Below are 16494 nucleotides of genomic sequence, written 5' to 3' on the forward strand. Positions count from 1 at the left end.
GGTAGGAAGGAAAGATCAACCTCTCCCGACCGGGCGCACGCACCACCCTCGGAGGTACCAGCCATGTCCAGTGCCCGCCTGCTCATCGGCCCGCTGCTGCGGCGGGTCGTCGGCGCACGCGCCACCATCTGGGTCGAGACGAGCGGGCCGGCGGTGGTACGGGTCGCCACGGCGGACGGCGGCCACGGGCAGGCGGCCACCTTCGCCGCGTACGACCACCACTACGCGCTCGTGGTCGTCGAGGGGCTGACCCCGGGCGCCGCCAGCGCGTACCGGGTCTTCGTCGACGACGAGCTGGCCTGGCCGCAGCCGGAGACGGACTTCCCGCCGAGCGTGATCCGTACCCGCCCGCTCGACGACGCCGACGAGCCGGTCCGACTGATCTTCGGCTCGTGCCGGGAGACCACCCAGCACGCGACCGCCCGACGCCTGCCGCCTGACGCGCTCGACGCGTACGCCCGGCGGCTGATGGCGGCCGACGACCCGGCCGCCGAGCTGCCCGACCTGCTGGTGCTCCTCGGCGACCAGGTCTACGCCGACCAGACCTCGCCGACCGTGCGCAAGCTGCTCAGCCGCCGCCGCAGCCGTCCCCGGGGCGCCCCGGCCGACCAGGTGGTGAGCTTCGACGAGTACACGAAGCTCTACCTGGAGTCGTGGCGCGACCCGGAGATCCGCTGGCTGCTGGCGACCGTACCGAGCGTAATGATCTTCGACGACCACGAGATCATCGACGACTGGAACACCTCCGCCAGCTGGCGGGACGAGGTCCGGCGGGAACCCTGGTGGGCCGAGCGGATCGCCAGCGGCCTCGCCTCCTACTGGGTCTACCAGCACCTGGGCAACCTCTCCCCGGACGAGATCGCGGCCGACCCGGTGTACCAGAAGGTCGTGGCGGCCGAGGACGCCACCGCCGTGCTGCGGGAGTTCGGCGCGCGGGTGGACGCCGAGGCCGAACTCGCCCACGACACCGAGAGGTGGCGGGCGGTGCAGTACCAGTGGAGCTACGCGCTGGACCTGGGCCGCACGCGGTTGGTGATGCTCGACAACCGGTGCAGCCGGGTGCTCCAACCCGACCGGCGGGAGATGCTGCCGCCCGGCGAGTGGGCCTGGTTCGTCGACCAGGCGCACGGCAGCTACGACCACCTGGTCGTCGGCGCCTCCCTGCCCTGGCTGCTGCCGCCCGGCATCCACAACCTGGAGGCCTGGAACGAGCGGCTCGCCACCTCGCCCCGCCCCCGGGTCGCGGCCTTCGCCGAGCGGCTGCGCCGGGCGCTGGACCTGGAGCACTGGGCGGCCTTCCACCGCTCCTTCGAGGCGCTCGCCGCGCTCTTCGCCCGGATCGGCGCGGGCCAGACGGCGCGGGTCGGCGAACGGGTCGGCGCCGGCGAGGCGTACCCGGCCCCGGCGACGATCAGCGTGCTCGGCGGCGACGTGCACCACTCGTACGTGGCCCGGGCCCGCTTCCGGCAGCCGGTGACCACGCCCGTGCACCAGCTCACCTGCTCCCCGATCCACAACCAGGTGCCCGCCGCGATGCGGCCGCTGATGCGGCTCGGCTGGTGGCGGGGTCCGGCCGCGGCGACCCGGGCGCTGGCCCGTACGGTCGGGCTCAAGCGCTCGATCGTCGGCTGGCGCCGGTTGACCGGGCCGTACTTCGGCAACGCGGTGAGCACGCTGGTGCACGCCGGTCGCCGGGCCGAGGTGACGCTTGAGGGCACCACCTCGGACGGGGCGCTGCGCCGGATCGCCACGGTCCCGCTGAGCACCCGCACCGACGCGCCGCTCGACCCGCCCGCCGACCGGGGGGTCGTGGTGCCGCGCGCCCCTCGCGAACAGGCCCCGCCCAACGCCACGACCGCCTGACCGGCGGCACCCCACCCCCGCCGGCCGGCATCGGGCGCGCGCCGGAGGTACGCACGGTCGCCGTCCCCGTACGCTTTGCGCAGCGAGGGAGGGGCGGGTGGACGACGAGACGACCCGGAGACAGGCCGACGACCTGCGGCGGGTGGAGGATGAACTGTCGGTGCTGCTGCGCCGCGCCCGGGCGGTCTCCTGGGACATGGCCCGGGAGGTGCACCCGCGGATGGACGCGAACGCGTACGGGCTGCTGCTCTCGCTGTGGCGGTCGGGGCCGACCCGCCTCACCGACCTCGCGGTCGGGCTCGGGGTCGGCAAGGGGACGCTGAGCCGGCAGATCCGCAACCTGGAGTCGTTGGGGCTGGTCCAGCGCCGGCCCGACCCGGACGACGGGCGGGCGGCCCTGCTGGAGCTGACCGAGGAGGGGCAGCGGCGGTTCGAGGAGGCCCGGACGGCCCGGCTGGGGCCGCTGCGCCGGACGCTGAACGGCTGGCCCAGCGGCGACCTGGCCGAGTTCGCCCGGCTGCTGGGCCGGTTCAACGCCGCGAACGAGTGACCGCCGCACCCGGGTAACCAGGACCGGACGGCCGGCACGGGTCGGTGGTCGCCGGCCGTGTTGCCGGGGACTACCTGCGGGTATAACGTTGCCTGAGGCAACAAGCCGGCGGACCGGGGGCGGGATCTACCGGCACCGATCGAACCGCCCGAGGGATGTTCATGACGCAGTCCTCGACCCCGCGCGGCACGTACGACGGCGCGCGCACCAGCGGCATCAGTGGCACCACGGGCCCCAGCGGCACGACCGGCGCGCCGCAGATGACCCACCGGGAGATCCTGGAGGCGCTCTCCGGGCTCCTGCTCGGCATGTTCGTGGCGATTCTCTCCTCGACCATCGTCTCGAACGCGCTGCCACGGATCATCAGCGAGCTGCACGGCTCGGAGTCGGCGTACACCTGGGTGGTCACCGCGACGCTGTTGAGCATGACGGCGACCACTCCGATCTGGGGCAAGCTCGCCGACCTGACCAGCAAGAAGCTGCTCGTGCAGCTCGCCCTGGTGATCTACGTGCTGGGGTCGGTGCTGGCCGGGCTGAGCCAGTCCAGCGGGCAGCTGATCGCCTGCCGGGTGATTCAGGGGGCCGGCGCCGGCGGGCTCACCGCGCTGGCGCAGGTGATCATGGCCACGATGATCTCGCCCCGCGAGCGCGGCCGGTACAGCGGCTACCTCGGCGCGGTCTTCGCCCTCGGCACCATCGGCGGTCCGCTCATCGGTGGCGTGATCGTCGACACCTCCTGGCTCGGCTGGCGCTGGTGCTTCTACGTCGGCATCCCGTTCGCCGCGCTCGCCATCGCCGTACTCCAGCGGACGCTGCACCTGCCCGTGGTGAAGCGACCCGTGAAGATCGACTACCTCGGCGCCACGCTGATCACCGGCGCGGTGTCGCTGCTGCTGATCTGGATCTCCCTCGCCGGTACCGAGTTCGCCTGGCTCTCCTGGGCCACCGCCCTGATGGTGGTCGGCGCCGTCGCGCTGGGCGGGCTCGCCGTCCTGGTCGAGTCCCGCGCCGCCGAGCCGATCATCCCGCTCCGGCTGTTCCGCTCCCGGACGATCACGCTCGCCGTGCTCGCCAGCATCGCGGTCGGCATCGCCATGTTCGGCGCGACGGTCTTCCTGGGGCAGTACTTCCAGATCAGCCGGGGCAAGAGCCCGACCGTCTCGGGGCTGATGACGCTGCCGATGATCCTCGGCCTGCTGCTCTCCTCCACGATCAGCGGTCGCCTGATCAGCCGTACCGGCCGGTGGAAGGCGTACCTGGTCTCCGGCGCGGTCCTGCTCACCGTGGGCTTCGCCCTGATGGGGACGCTGCGGTACGACACCAGCCTGGTGGTGCTCGGCAGCTACATGGCGCTGGTCGGGATCGGGGTCGGCATGACCATGCAGAACCTCGTCCTGGCCGTGCAGAACACGGTACGGCCCCAGGAACTCGGCGCCGCCAGCTCGGTGGTCGCGTTCTTCCGCAGCCTCGGCGGCGCCGTCGGGGTCTCCGCCCTCGGTGCGCTGCTCGGTCACCGGGTCCGGGACTACCTCGCCGAACAGCTCACCCGGTTGCACGTGCGGATGCCCGCGGGCGGCGGCGACGCCATCCCCGACGTGCACAAGCTGCCCGGCCCGATCCGGACCGCCGTGGAGATCGCGTACGGGCACGGCGCCGGCGACGTCTTCCTCGCGGCGGCCCCGTTCGCCCTCATCGCGGTCGTGGCGGTGGTCTTCATCAAGGAGGTCCCGCTGCGCCAGCAGAGCGCCGGCGAGCTGGCCGGGGAGACCGGGGAGGCCGCGCCGGCCGGCGGGGCACCCGTCGGGTCGACTCGAATTGAACGCTGAGCCGATGTTTCATTAGGACATGCCCCGGTAAACGGGCTATGGCGAGCACCCCGGGTACGACGACGTTCCCGGGCCCGGCGAGGACGGTGACGGTGAGCACTGAGCCGCTAGACCAGCAGCCATCGGGTCGGGAGGGGTACCGCCCCGACCCCTCGGCCAGCCCGTTCGAGCGCGGTACGGACGGCCCCAAAGTGATCATGGTGGGGGTGGACGGGAGCCGCACCTCGCTGCGCGCCGCCGCCTACGCGGCCGGTCTCGCCCGCCGGCAGCGCTCCACCCTGGTGGTCGTCTACGTGGCCGCGCCCGCCGCGTTCACCTCGCTGGCCTCGGGGCTCGCCGCCACGGCGGTGCAGCAGACCCAGGACGAAATCGCCGAGGACCTGCGCCAACAGGTCCGGACCCACGCCGAGGAGGTGGGCACCCGGACGAAGTTCGTCTACCGGCGCGGCGACGCGTACACCGAACTCTGCGCCGCCGCCGACGAGCTGCGGGCGGACCTGGTGGTGGTCGGCTCCTCCACCCAGGCCGGGCACCGGCTGGTCGGCTCGATCGCCACCCGACTGGTCAAGGCCGGGCACTGGCCCGTCGTGGTCGTACCGTGACGGCCCGGGACCGGGCGGCCCGCGCTGGCCACCGGCCCCAGGAACGCGGGCACCGGCCGCACAAATGCGGGTGCGGCGGGGCCGGCCGGCCCCGATGATGGCGCGATGACGACGACCTGGACCGCGCCCGAGGTGAACCGCGAGCAGGAGCCGTACCTCGGCGACGAACGCACCATGCTCGAAGGCTGGCTGGACTTCCACCGCCAGACCCTGCTGCTCAAGTGCGCCGGCCTCACCGGCGAGCAGCTCAAGACACCCAGCGTGGAGCCCTCGGGGCTGACCCTGCTCGGGCTGGTACGCCACCTGGCCGAGGTGGAGCGCTGGTGGTTCCGCCGCCAGTTCGCCGGCGAGGAGGTCGGCGACCTCTACTGTTCCGAGGCCAGCCCGGACGGCGACCTCGACGACATCGCGGACGCCGACCCGGAGATCGATTTCGCCACCTACGCGCGGGAGGTGGAGCTGGCCCGCGAGACGGCGGCCGGACACGACCTCGACGAGACGTTTGTGCGGCGGCGCCGCGACGGCGACCAGGAGATGAACCTGCGCTGGATCTACGTCCACATGATCGAGGAGTACGCCCGGCACAACGGGCACGCCGACCTGATCCGGGAACGGATCGACGGCGTCACCGGCGACTGAGCCCGCCGGACGACCCCGCAGCGTGATCCGAGGGACACCGTCCGCTGCGCGGAGGCGGTAGGGTGCTGCCCATCCGAGGGGAGGGCCGGACCATGTCGTTGGTGCGTACCGACACCGCCGCGCTGCGGGCCGCGGCGAAGCGACTGCGGGACGAGGCGGCCCAGCGGGTGGTCGACGCCGCCGTACGGAGCTGGCGCACCGAGGAGCGGCAGGTGCCCGGCCTGGTCTTCGACCGGTACGGCAGCCTGCCCGGCTACCGAACCGCCGCCCGTGCCTGGCGCGACGAGCTGGGCAACCTCGCCGAGGCGCTGGCTCAGCTCGCCGACGCGCTGGACGAGTCGGCCGACGCCTACGACCGGGCCGACGCCGCGGCCGCCGCGCGGCTGGGCGGGGGCCGGTGAGCGCGGAGACGCCGCTGCCCCGGCTGCGGCAACTCCAGCGGGAGATCTCGGGCGAGAACGGCCTCTGGAACGCCGCCGCGCTGCGCGTCTCCACCGCCGAGGCGGTCGCGCAGGCCGCTCCGGGCGGCGCGGCGGCGGTGCTCGACGCGATGGCGGACGACTACGCCGGCGCGGCGACCGGGGTGGACGCCGCACTGCTGGTCGTGAGCGAGCTGCGCCGCCAGCGGCTCCCGGCCACCTGGGCCGGCGAGACGCAGGTGGCGGCCGGGGACGCGCTCGCCGCCGCCGAACGCGGCCTGCAACGCGGGGTAGACGCGCTGACCACGATCGCCGCCGGGCTACGCCGGCTGGCCGGGGCGGTCGAGCCGGCCGGGCGGCGGGACCTCGCCGGCGTGGCGACCCTGCGGGAGGCGAACGTGCTCGCCGAGGAGATCACCGCCGGGTTCGTCCCCGACCCGCTCAGCTACGACGGCGACAAGATGCGCCGCGCGCACCACCTGGCGATCGACGGCATCGCCGAGCGGGTCGCCGCGCACTCGCTGGTGGACGGTACCGCCCGCGAGGTGGCGGGCGAGTTCAGCGAACTGGCCAGCGAGGCGCGGCTGCGGCGGCTGGCCGGCTCGCCGCTCTCCGGAGTCGACGAGCTGCTGCTCACCGACGCCGGCACGGGTCGCGGCCCGGCCGAGGCGATCCTCACCCCGGCCGTGGCCGACCGGGCGGCGAACCGGCTGCACGGGCTCGACGAGGCGGACCAGGACCGGATGGCGCGGCTGCTGGCGGGCGCCCACGGGCCGGAGCACCGGGCGTACCTGATGCGCGCGCTGGCCGCCGGCCACGACCTGGACCGGATCGCCGAGTTCGACCGCCTGATCGGCCCGTACGGCGCGGACCCGGCCTGGCTGCGCGAGCACCTGGACCCGATCGACCCGGTCACCCGCGACACCGGCGAGTACCGCACGACGAGCTTCCAGGGTGCGAAGTGGACCCAGGGCGACGAGCCGACCTGTGTCGCGGCCGCCACCGTCACCGCCCGGGCCCGGGTCGACCCGCTCTACGCGCTCCAGCTCACCACGGGCGGGCATCCGGGCGACCCGGCGTACGACAACCGCGACGCCTTCTCCGCCCGGCTGCGTGACGAGCAGTTCCGGGTCTACGACGGCGGGCGGGACTGGTACCAGCGGCTTCCCCTGCTCGACGGGATGACCGACGGCCAGTCGGAGACCGTGGCGGACGAGGAGGTCGGGGCCCGTACCGGCGCCGACTACGAGAACCGCTCGCTCGACGGGGCGAGGGAGCGCCGGGCGGTGCTGCCCGAGATCGAGCGCGCGGTCGACGCGGGCGACGCCGTACCGATCACCACCCGCGAGGGCCCGACCGGGCACGCGCTCCTGGTGGTCGGGCACGACGGCGACCTGTTGCAGCTCTACAACCCGTGGGGCTACACGTTCTGGGTACGCGCCGAGGACTTCGTCCAGGGTCGACTCGACGGGGTCGACCCCGACATCCCGGACACCCCGGTCAGCGTCCGGCTCCCCCGCCGCGCCGACCAGCCCGGATGAGCGCGCAGGAGGCCCGGTGACACCCGGCCGGCTGGACGAGACCGAGCTACTGGCGCTGGACGTACCGGCGCTGCTGGCCGTGGGGCTGGCGTCGCCCGCGGGCCCGGCCGGCAACGCCGCGGTCGCCGCCGCGCTGGCCGCCGCCCGGCTCGGTACCGAACCGCGCTCCCTGACCTTCCTCGCCGAGGTCGTCCGGGTCGGCGGCGTCGGGTACGCGGCCGGGCTGGCCGAGCCGTTGCCCACGGCCGGGCAGCGCGCGCTCGCCGCGTCGTGGCTGGCCGCCGCGGCCGGCGTCGCCGACGACCCGGACCGGGACGAGGTCTTCGCCCGCTGGCTCGACAAGGTCGCCACGATCGTGGCGGTACGCCGCGCCGCGGCCTGACCCGCCGCGAGCGCGACGCCCGACCCCGGGCGACCGGACGCGCGTGCGGCGGGGCCGTCCGGCCCCGCCGCACTGATCGGTCACGCGGCTACTGCCACCACGACCGCGCGGTGTAGACCAGGTGTCCGGGGATCACCTGGCCGCCGGTGCGGTACTCGGTGTACGCCCAGTACTCGCCGTCGCCGGCCAGCGGCGCGTTCGGGCGGAGCGTGAACGAGGGGGTCGTGCCCCGCTCCACCGTGGCCGGCAGGTCGAGCGTGGCCGGGGCGTACCGGCCGTCGCGCGCGATCAGGGCGTGTCCGAGCCGGTAGTTCACCACCGGCTGGCCGGACTGGTACGCGAAGACGTACGCGGTGTACCGGCCCGGCTCGGGCAGGAAGACGTACGCCTGCTCCGAGCTGTGCCAGTTCGCGCTCCGGTACACCAGCCTGTCGCCCTGGTAGAGGAAGAGGTCGAGGTCGGCGTTCGGGTCGTCGGTCGCCGTCTCGACCACCAGCCCGGCGCTGCCCTTCGGCACCGTGAAGGTGTGCGCCCCCACTCCGGGGGCGTGCGGGTCGAAGATGCCGCCGTCGATGCCGGCCGGCATCGAGTACGCGTCCCACTCGACCGGGGTGTAGCCGGTCGACCGACCCTGGACCGGTCCGGTGAAGCCGACCTCCAGCAGCCCGAAGGCGCCGTTGGCGAGCCGGCCGAACTCCAGCCCGTCGTCGCCGTACATCCGGGGCGTGATGCCCCACGGCCGCGCGGCGACCGGCACCCGTACGGTGTGGGCCTTGCCGCGCCACGTGATCGCCCCGGTGACGAAGCGGTCCCAGGGCGCGCTGCCGCGCCGCAGCGTGATGGTCACCGTGGCGCTGCGCCCCGGCTCAACCGTGATCGACTTCGGCTCCACGGTCACCTGCATGCCCGGCAGGCCGCTGACCGTGGCGCGGTAGGTCTCCCGCGCGGTACCGACGTTGGTGAGCCGGCGGGTCAGGGTGAGCGGCCTGCTCGCGTCGTACTCGCGCAGCCCGATCGAGGGCAGGTTGAGCTGCTCCCCCTCCGGCTGCGCCGCCTCGCTGAACGCCACCAGGTCGGCCGTGGCCGGCTCGATCACCAGGCCCGGGTCGCTGGCGCGGGCCAGGTTCACCAGGCCGCTGCCCTGCTCCAGCGGGCTGGTGGTGCCCTCGGTGTCGGTGGCGGTGGTACGCAGCGCGGAGGCGACCGCCGCGGGCGACCAGTCCGGGTGCTGGGCGCGCAGGATCGCCGCGGTGCCGGCCACGTACGGGGCCGCCATCGAGGTGCCCGAGTACGCGTCGTACTGGCGGCCGAAGTTGCCCGGCGGCGAGACCGCGGCGACCACGTCGACGCCCGGCGCGACCAGGTCGGGCTTGAGCAGGCCGAGGTGCACCTGGTCCGGGCCCTTGGAGGAAAAGTCCGCGACGCTCGGCACGCCGGCGACGCTGGAGCCGTCCCCGCCGGAGCTGACCACCGCCGTGCCGTCGCTCGGGTGGCGCATCAGGTAGTTGAAGAGCTGGCCCGCCTGCTCCTCGGTCGGCAGGTAGAGGACCGGGAAGTTGTAGATCGAGTTGACCCGGAAGTTGCCGCCCGGAACGAAGACGACGATCGCCGCGGCGCCCTTCGCCTTCGCCTCCGCCGCCTGGTCGTACGGGTTGGAGAGCGCGCAGGCCACCACCTTGCCCCGGACCTTCGCCGGGTCGAGGCTGCCCGGCTCGCAGTACTGCGCGTAGTTCTCCAGCGAACCGGCCTGCTCGCCGAAGACCAGCGGACGGGCCCGCCCGCCGGGGAGGACGTCCATCGTGGCGCCCACGAGCTTCGTACCGTCACCGAGCCGGATGGTGCCCTCGTTGAGGTTGGTCACGGCCGCGCCCACCGTGGTCACCCACGGCGCCGCGTTGCCGATCATCCCGCTCATGCCGTCGTTGCCGGCCGACGCCGAGACGAAGACCCCGGCCAGTACGGCGTGGAGGAAGGCGGTACCGATCGGCGTGTTCGGCTGCTGGTCGCCGAACTGGTACCCGATCGAGTAGTTGATCACCTGTACGCCGTCGGCGACGGCCGCGTCGATGCCGGCGATGATGTCCGCGTCGTAGCCCTCACCGCCCCAGAGCACCTTGTAGACGGCGAGCTGCGCGTCCGGCGCCACCCCGGAGACCGGGCCGAAGCTCCGGCCGTCGATGGTGACGTCCTTGACCGGCAGCCCCGCGGCCGTGGAGGCGGTGTGGGTGCCGTGCCCGGACATGTCCCGGGCCGAGAGGACCTCGCCGTCGGGGAGCGCCCCCCGGCTGGCGAGGAAGGCGTCCGCGAAGTACCGCGCCCCGACGATCTTGCCGTTGCAGTGCTCGGCCACGAACGCCGCGCCGGTCTGGCAGGTGCCGTGCCAGCCGGCCGGCGCGGGCATCTTCTTGGCGAACGACGGGCTCTCCGGCCAGATGCCGGTGTCCAGCACGCCGATGACCATCCCCGCGCCGGTACCGCTGCCCGGCTTCGGCTGGCCCGGCTTCGGCTTGCCGGACGTGCCGCCCTGGTCGGCCCCGCCGGCGGCGCCCGTCCCGCTCCCGGCGCCCGTCCCGCTCCCGGCGCCCGTGCCGGCCGGAGCCGCCGCGCCCGCCGCCGCCTCGGACCCCGAGGTCGCGCCGCCCGGAGCCACGGAACCCTGCGTCGCAGAACCCTGCGCCACGGCACCCTGCGTCGCAGAACCCTGCGCCACGGCACCCTGCGTCGCGGAACCCTGCGCCACGGCACCCTGCGTCGCGGAACCCGGGCTCGCGGCGCTGGTCCGGACCACCCGGTCCTCGGTGACCGCCCGGACCCGCTTGTCCTGCCTCAACCGGGCCACCTGGGCCCCCGTCAGCTTCGCGGAGAAGCCGTTGAACGCGGTGGTGTAGGACTGGCCGGCCGTGACGCCGGCCGCCGCGGCGACCGCCGCGCGCTGGGCGTCGAGGTGCGCGCGGTACGCCCGGGCCGCCGTCGAGTCCGGTTCGAGCCGCTCTCCGGATCCGGGCCGGGTGCGCGCCAGCCCGGAGACCCCGCCGGCGTACGTCGTCACGGGCTCCTCGGCCAACTCGACGATGTACCGGCCGTCGCCGGCCGGGGTGCCGCCGGAGCGGGCCCCCGGCGAGGCGTCGGGCCGCGCCGGACGGGTTCGATCGGCGTCGAACGGCCGCCGGCCGCCACCGCCCGTGAGGTCCAGCCGCTCGCCGTCCTTGGCCAGCCCGAGGCCGGGGCCACTCGGCGCGCCGGCGGCCGGTGCCGCCGAGGCCGGAGCGGCGGTACCGGCCGCGCCGGCGCTCGCCAGGGCGAGGACCAGCAGGGGTACGGCCAGTCTTCGCCGCGTCCTGCTCGTGTTGCTTGCCACGAGGCTCCTTTCGGCACTCCCCCGCGGGAGCGCTTCCATGAACGAGATCGCACTCCCAACGGGAAGGGAGAGGAGATGCGCCTACCTAACCCCGCCCCGATTAACCAGGGGTTCGGGGGTTGTTACGCCCGATCTTGCCAACAAGATCACCGTGGAACAAGATCACCACAGGGCCGGCATCCACCCTGGACGGCCACGACCCGGCCCCCACCCCCCCGCGATCTAGGGCAAATCTCGGTGATTGGAGATCAAGTCACGACGATTCGCCCTAGATCGCCGGGGAGCGAGCGGGGGGCGTCAGGTGACCGTGACCGTCCAGAGCAGAGCGGTCGACGCCGCCCGCGTCTCGGCGTCCCGGCACCCCTGGAAGCAGTTCGTGACCGTCACCGTAAGCCGGCCCGGTCGCACCGCCACGAAGATGAAGTGGCGCGTACCGGCGCCGCCCCCGACCGCCGGGCCGAGAATCCGCTCGACCGGGTGCGACAGGACGAGTTCACTGCCCCGTGCCTCGGCGGCCCCGGCCGGCTCCACGGCGGCCCGCCAACTGTCGCCGACCGAGGGGCCCCGGTCGGGCACCGTGAGCGTGAACCGGTCGCCCGCCCGCACCGTCAACGCCGGACGGGACCGGTCGGCGACCGTGCCGTAGCGCACCTTCGTCCGCAGCGCGAGCGCGCCGGCGACCGTACCGCCGACCAGTACGGCGACGGCGAGGCAGCCGCCCAGGAGGATGACGACGAGCCTGCGGGCACCCACGCCGACCGACGCTACCGGCGCCGGGCAACGACCCGGCTCAGAGACCCAGCGCCGCGCGCAGGTACGGCAGGTCGGCCGGCCCGGTCCAGCGGTACGCGGAGAGCCCGGCGACGCGGGCGCCCCGCACCATCCGGTCCGAGTCGTCGACGAAGAGCACGCGGTCCGGCGGGGTCTCCAGCGCCAGGCAGGCCTGGCGGAAGTACTCCTTGGTCGGCTTGTGCACGCCGAGCACCGAGGAGTTGAGCACCAGGTCCACCTCGCCGGCGACGCCGAGCGCGGCGAGGTCGGCGTCGAGCCGGTCCGTGGCGTTGGTCGCCAGCCCCACCCGTACGCCGGCCGCGCGTACCTCGCGGACGAAGGCGAGCACCTCCGGGTCGATCTCGCCCCGGTCGGTCTGCCACTCCTCGACCGCCGCCCGGGCGTCCTGGTGGCTCACGGCCGGACCGGAGAGGGCCCGCGCCACCCCGTCCAACCAGTCCGCGTGGCTCACCTGACCGACGAGGGCGGGTTGCAGCATCGACCACCCCATCGCCGTGTCGAGCAGCGCGCCGGCCGGCAGCCCGTACCGCCGTTCCACCGCCGCCGCGAACCGCGGGTCGAACCGCCGCAGCACACCGTCCATGTCGACGAGCAGCGCCGTCGCCCTACGCCGAAGCATCATCCGGCCGACCTAGTCCTCTTCCCTGTTCAGCCGCTGGCTGATCACCTGGGTGACGCCGTTGCGCATGGTGACGCCGTAGAGCGCGTCGGCGACCTCCATCGTGCGCTTCTGGTGGGTGATGATGATCAGCTGGCTCTTCTCCCGCAGCTGGGCCATCAGGGTGATCAGCCGGCCCAGGTTGACGTCGTCGAGCGCGGCCTCCACCTCGTCCATGATGTAGAACGGGCTGGGCCGGGCCCGGAAGATGGCGACCAGCATCGCCACCGCGGTCAGCGAGCGCTCCCCGCCGGAGAGCAGCGAGAGCCGCCGGATCTTCTTGCCCGGCGGCCGGGCCTCGACCTCGACCCCGGTGGTGAGCAGGTCGTCCGGGTCGGTCAGCACCAGCCGCCCCTCGCCGCCCGGGAAGAGCACCGTGAAGACCTGCTCGAACTCGCGGGCGGTGTCGGCGAAGGCGCTGGCGAAGACCTCCAGGATCCGGTCGTCCACGTCCTTGACCACGGTGAGCAGGTCGCGGCGGGTCGCCTTGAGGTCCTCCAGCTGCTCGGAGAGGAACTTGTACCGCTCCTCCAGCGCCGCGAACTCCTCCAGCGCCAACGGGTTGACCTTGCCGAGCAGGGCCAGGTCGCGTTCGGCCTTGGCCGCCCGCTTCTCCTGCATCGGCCGCTCGAACGGCACCGGCTCGGGCACCGGCTTGCCGTCCCGTTCGGCCGCGGCCACGTCGGCGTCGGTCGGCGGTACGGGCTGCTGCGGACCGTACTCGGCGAGCAGCGTCTCCACGTCCAGCCCGAAGTCCTCGCCGGCCTTGATCTCCAGCTGCTCGATGCGCATCCGCTGCTCGGCGCGGGCCACCTCGTCCCGGTGCACCGCGCTGGTCAACCGCTCCAGCTCGGCGCCGAGGCGCTTCGCCGCGCCGCGTACCTCCTGCAGCTCGGCCTCGCGCGCGGCCCGCGCCCGCGCCACCTCGTCGCGGGTCTGCTCGGCGGTGGTGAGGGAGACCGCGACGCGGACCAGCGCCTCGCGGGCGCCGGCCTCGACGGCGCGGGCGATCGAGGCGCCCCGGGCCCGCGCGGCCCGGCGCGCGGCGGCGCGTTCCCGCGCCGCCCGCTCGGCCGCGGCCTGCCGGGCCAGCGAATCGGCCCGGCCGGCGATCGCCGCGACCCGCTCCTCCGCCGTACGCACGGCGAGCCGGACCTCCATCTCGTTCTGCCGGGCCTGCGGCAGGTACGCGGCGAGCTCGTCCCGCTCCTCGGTGGAGGGTTCGGCGTCGACGGGGATGTCCTCGGCGGCGCGGAGCCGCTCCTCCAGCTCGGCCAGGGTGGCGAGGTCCTTCTCCCGGGACGCCTCGGCCCGGGCGCGCGACTCGGCGAGCCGGTCGGTCTCGGCCTTGGCCGACCGGGCCGCCGCGCCCAGCTCGGCCAGGCGGCGGGCGGCTGCGTTGCGCTGCCCCTCGGCCTCGCGCTTGACGGCCGCGGCGGCGTTCACCGCCTCCTTGCGGACGGCCACCTCCTCGCGCGCCTCGGCGAGCTGTTCGCGCAGCTCCGCGATGGTCGCCTCGGCCGTGGCCCGGTTGTTCCGGGCCTCCTCGACGGCGGCCTGCACCTCGATGAAGCTGGGCGCCTTCGCCGAGCCGCCGGCCGCCGCGTACGCGCCGACCACGTCGCCGTCGGGGGTGACGGCGCGCAGCTCGGGGTTGCCCGTGACCAGCCGGGTCGCCGCCTCCAGGTCCGCCACCAGTACGACGTCGCGCAGCGCGCGGTGCACCGCGGCCCGGATCTCTTCCGGCGCCCCGACCAGGTCCGGCGCCCAGCGCGCGCCCTCGGGGAGGGCGGGGCGCAACGCGTCCGCGCTGCCGATCATGCCCGGCCCGGCCGCGCCGCCGACCAGCAGGCTCGCCCGGCCGGCATCCTGGATCTTGAGCAGCCGCATCGCCTCGGCGGCCTCGTCCACCCCGGTCACCGCGACCGCGTCGGCGAGCGCGCCGAGCGCGGCGGCCAGCGCGGCCTCGTGCCCCGGCTCGACCGTGAGCATCCCGGCGAGGCCGCCGAGCAGCCCCGGTACCTCCCCGGCGTGGGCCAGCAGCGCGCCGGCGCCGTCCTTGCGCCGCAGCCCCATGGCGAGCGCCTCTTCGCGCGCCTTCCACGTCGCGGCGTCCTTCTCGGCGGCGCGCTCGGCGTCGGAGAGCGCCCGTACCGCCGCCGCGGCGGCCTCCTGCGCGGCCACCGCCTCCGCGTGCCGGGCGTCGAGGTCGGCGTTGTCCCGGTCCGCCGCGGTCGACTGCGCGGCCACCGCGTCCAGCTCCGCCTGCGCCTTCTCGGCGCGGGCCTGCGCGTCGGCGTGCGCGGCGGAGAGTCGGGCGATCTCCTCGGCCGCCGAACTGGTCCGGGCCCGGGCCGAGTTCACCTGCCCGGTCAGCCGGGCCAGCCCCTCCCGCCGGTCGGCGATGGCCTTGGCCGCCGTGACCAGGGCGCGCTCGGCCTCGGCGAGCTGGCGTTCGAGCTGCTGCCGGCCCTCGACCGCCTCGGCGAGGCGGATCTGGTCCTCGGTGAGCGCCGCGCGCAGCTCCTCCTCCTGCTCCCGTACCGCCTCCGCCTCGGCGGCGAGCTGGTCCGGGTCCCGGCCGGGACGCTCGTCGTCCGGGGTGACGCTCAGGTGGCGCAGGCGCTCGCGGGCGAGCTGCTCGGTGGAGCGGAACCGCTCCTGGAGGGCGGAGAGCTTGTACCAGGTGTCCTGGGCGGCGGCGAGCAGCGGCGCGTCCTCGGCCAGCGCCAGCTCCAGCTCGGCCAGGCGCCGCTGCACCTCGGTGTGTTCCTGCTCGACCTGCTCGCGCCGCGCCCGCAGCGCGGTCTCGTCGGCGATCTCCTTGTCCAGCGTCGACCGCAGCGTGGCCAGGTCGTCGGCGAGCAGGCGCAGCCGGGCGTCGCGCAGGTTGGCCTGGATCACCGCGGCGCGCCGGGCCACCTCGGCCTGGCGGCCGAGCGGCTTGAGCTGGCGGCGCAGCTCGGCGGTGAGGTCGGTCAGCCGGTTGAGGTTCGTCTGCATCGCGTCGAGCTTGCGCAGCGCCTTCTCTTTGCGCTTGCGGTGCTTGAGTACGCCGGCGGCCTCCTCGATGAAGGCGCGCCGGTCCTCGGGCTTCGCGTGCAGTACGGCGTCGAGCTGCCCCTGGCCGACGATGACGTGCATCTCTCGGCCGATACCGGAGTCGGAGAGCAGTTCCTGGATGTCGAGCAGCCGGCAGGAGTCGCCGTTGATCTCGTATTCGCTCTCGCCGGAACGGAACATCCGGCGGGTGATCGAGACCTCGGTGTAGTCGATCGGCAGCGCGCCGTCGGTGTTGTCGATGGTGAGCGTGACCTCGGCCCGGCCGAGCGGCGCGCGGCCGGCGGTACCGGCGAAGATGACGTCCTCCATCTTGCCGCCGCGCAGGGCCTTGGCGCTGTGCTCGCCGAGCACCCAGGCGATCGCGTCGACGACGTTCGACTTGCCCGAGCCGTTCGGCCCCACCACACAGGTGATGCCCGGCTCCAGCTTGAGCGTCGTGGCGGACGCGAAGGACTTGAAGCCCTTCACCGTGAGGTTCTTGAGATACACCGTCTCGATCCGGCCGTTGCGGTCTGGTCAACCCTGTGTCTCGTCAACCGTCTTCTGGTCAACCTGCAGGTTAACCCGGAGCGTCGCGATCCTCGCCACGCGGCGCGCGCCCACACCCTAGCCGATCAACGCGACCATCCCGCGCGCACGCGGCGGAAACTGCGCTCCGTACCGGCACGGATACGAATCCGCGCCGGCGGCGGGTACGCCGGAAATCGCGCGTCCGGGGGGATGCGGAACGTGACGCGGAGACAAAACTGCGCGCCGCCACGGATGTGTCGGCGCGCGATCTTTGTGTACAGCGGTGGTGCT

At 74.3% G+C, this 16494-nt stretch carries 12 protein-coding genes; 8 read left to right on the forward strand and 4 right to left on the reverse strand.

What is annotated here, in order from left to right; all coding sequences use genetic code 11:
* The first annotated feature begins 63 nt into the window (after nt 1-63).
* The 8 genes from AB0J86_RS09010 to AB0J86_RS09045 all read left to right on the forward strand — a co-directional run bounded on the left by AB0J86_RS09010 (nt 64) and on the right by AB0J86_RS09045 (nt 7822).
* Complete coding sequence (locus AB0J86_RS09010; protein WP_363854835.1) at nt 64-1863, forward strand: alkaline phosphatase D family protein; 1800 nt, start codon at nt 64-66, stop codon at nt 1861-1863.
* A gap of 97 nt (nt 1864-1960) precedes the next feature.
* Nucleotides 1961-2413: a MarR family transcriptional regulator gene (locus AB0J86_RS09015; protein WP_363854838.1), complete on the forward strand. Its 453-nt coding sequence runs from the start codon at nt 1961-1963 to the stop codon at nt 2411-2413.
* A gap of 260 nt (nt 2414-2673) precedes the next feature.
* A complete protein-coding gene (locus tag AB0J86_RS09020) occupies nt 2674-4239 on the forward strand; it encodes an MDR family MFS transporter (RefSeq protein WP_363855339.1) in 1566 nt (521 codons plus the stop codon).
* 92 nt (nt 4240-4331) lie between these two features.
* Nucleotides 4332-4841 carry a universal stress protein gene (locus tag AB0J86_RS09025; protein WP_363854841.1) on the forward strand — a complete coding sequence of 170 codons (510 nt, stop codon included), beginning with the start codon at nt 4332-4334 and terminating at the stop codon, nt 4839-4841.
* Nucleotides 4842-4946: 105 nt separating this feature from the next.
* Nucleotides 4947-5480 (forward strand): DinB family protein, encoded by a 534-nt coding sequence (locus AB0J86_RS09030; protein ID WP_363854844.1) that lies wholly within the window; start codon nt 4947-4949, stop codon nt 5478-5480.
* Nucleotides 5481-5581: 101 nt separating this feature from the next.
* Complete coding sequence (locus AB0J86_RS09035; protein WP_363854847.1) at nt 5582-5881, forward strand: hypothetical protein; 300 nt, start codon at nt 5582-5584, stop codon at nt 5879-5881.
* Nucleotides 5878-7440 carry a hypothetical protein gene (locus AB0J86_RS09040; protein ID WP_363854849.1) on the forward strand — a complete coding sequence of 521 codons (1563 nt, stop codon included), beginning with the start codon at nt 5878-5880 and terminating at the stop codon, nt 7438-7440. The genes AB0J86_RS09035 and AB0J86_RS09040 overlap by 4 nt, the downstream gene beginning before the upstream one ends.
* A 16-nt stretch (nt 7441-7456) precedes the next feature.
* Complete coding sequence (locus AB0J86_RS09045; protein WP_363854852.1) at nt 7457-7822, forward strand: hypothetical protein; 366 nt, start codon at nt 7457-7459, stop codon at nt 7820-7822.
* 88 nt (nt 7823-7910) lie between these two features.
* Here the strand turns inward: AB0J86_RS09045 and AB0J86_RS09050 are convergent, their stop codons facing one another.
* The 4 genes from AB0J86_RS09050 to smc all read right to left on the reverse strand — a co-directional run bounded on the left by AB0J86_RS09050 (nt 7911) and on the right by smc (nt 16182).
* The gene (locus tag AB0J86_RS09050; RefSeq protein WP_363854855.1) at nt 7911-11180 is read right to left on the reverse strand and encodes a S8 family serine peptidase; all 3270 of its coding nucleotides are present in this window, start codon (nt 11178-11180) and stop codon (nt 7911-7913) included.
* Between the two features lie 297 nt (nt 11181-11477).
* On the reverse strand, nt 11478-11933 hold the full coding sequence (locus AB0J86_RS09055) for a protease inhibitor I42 family protein (protein ID WP_363854858.1): 456 nt from the start codon (nt 11931-11933) through the stop codon (nt 11478-11480).
* Nucleotides 11934-11970: 37 nt separating this feature from the next.
* The gene (locus AB0J86_RS09060; protein ID WP_363855341.1) at nt 11971-12591 is read right to left on the reverse strand and encodes an HAD-IA family hydrolase; all 621 of its coding nucleotides are present in this window, start codon (nt 12589-12591) and stop codon (nt 11971-11973) included.
* Nucleotides 12592-12603: 12 nt separating this feature from the next.
* Nucleotides 12604-16182, reverse strand: a complete 3579-nt coding sequence (gene smc, locus AB0J86_RS09065) for a chromosome segregation protein SMC (RefSeq protein ID WP_363854862.1) — start codon at nt 16180-16182, stop codon at nt 12604-12606.
* Between the last annotated feature and the right edge of the window lie 312 nt (nt 16183-16494).

Source organism: Micromonospora sp. NPDC049559, assembly GCF_040676675.1.
Taxonomy (GTDB): Bacteria; Actinomycetota; Actinomycetes; order Mycobacteriales; family Micromonosporaceae; genus JBFAPK01.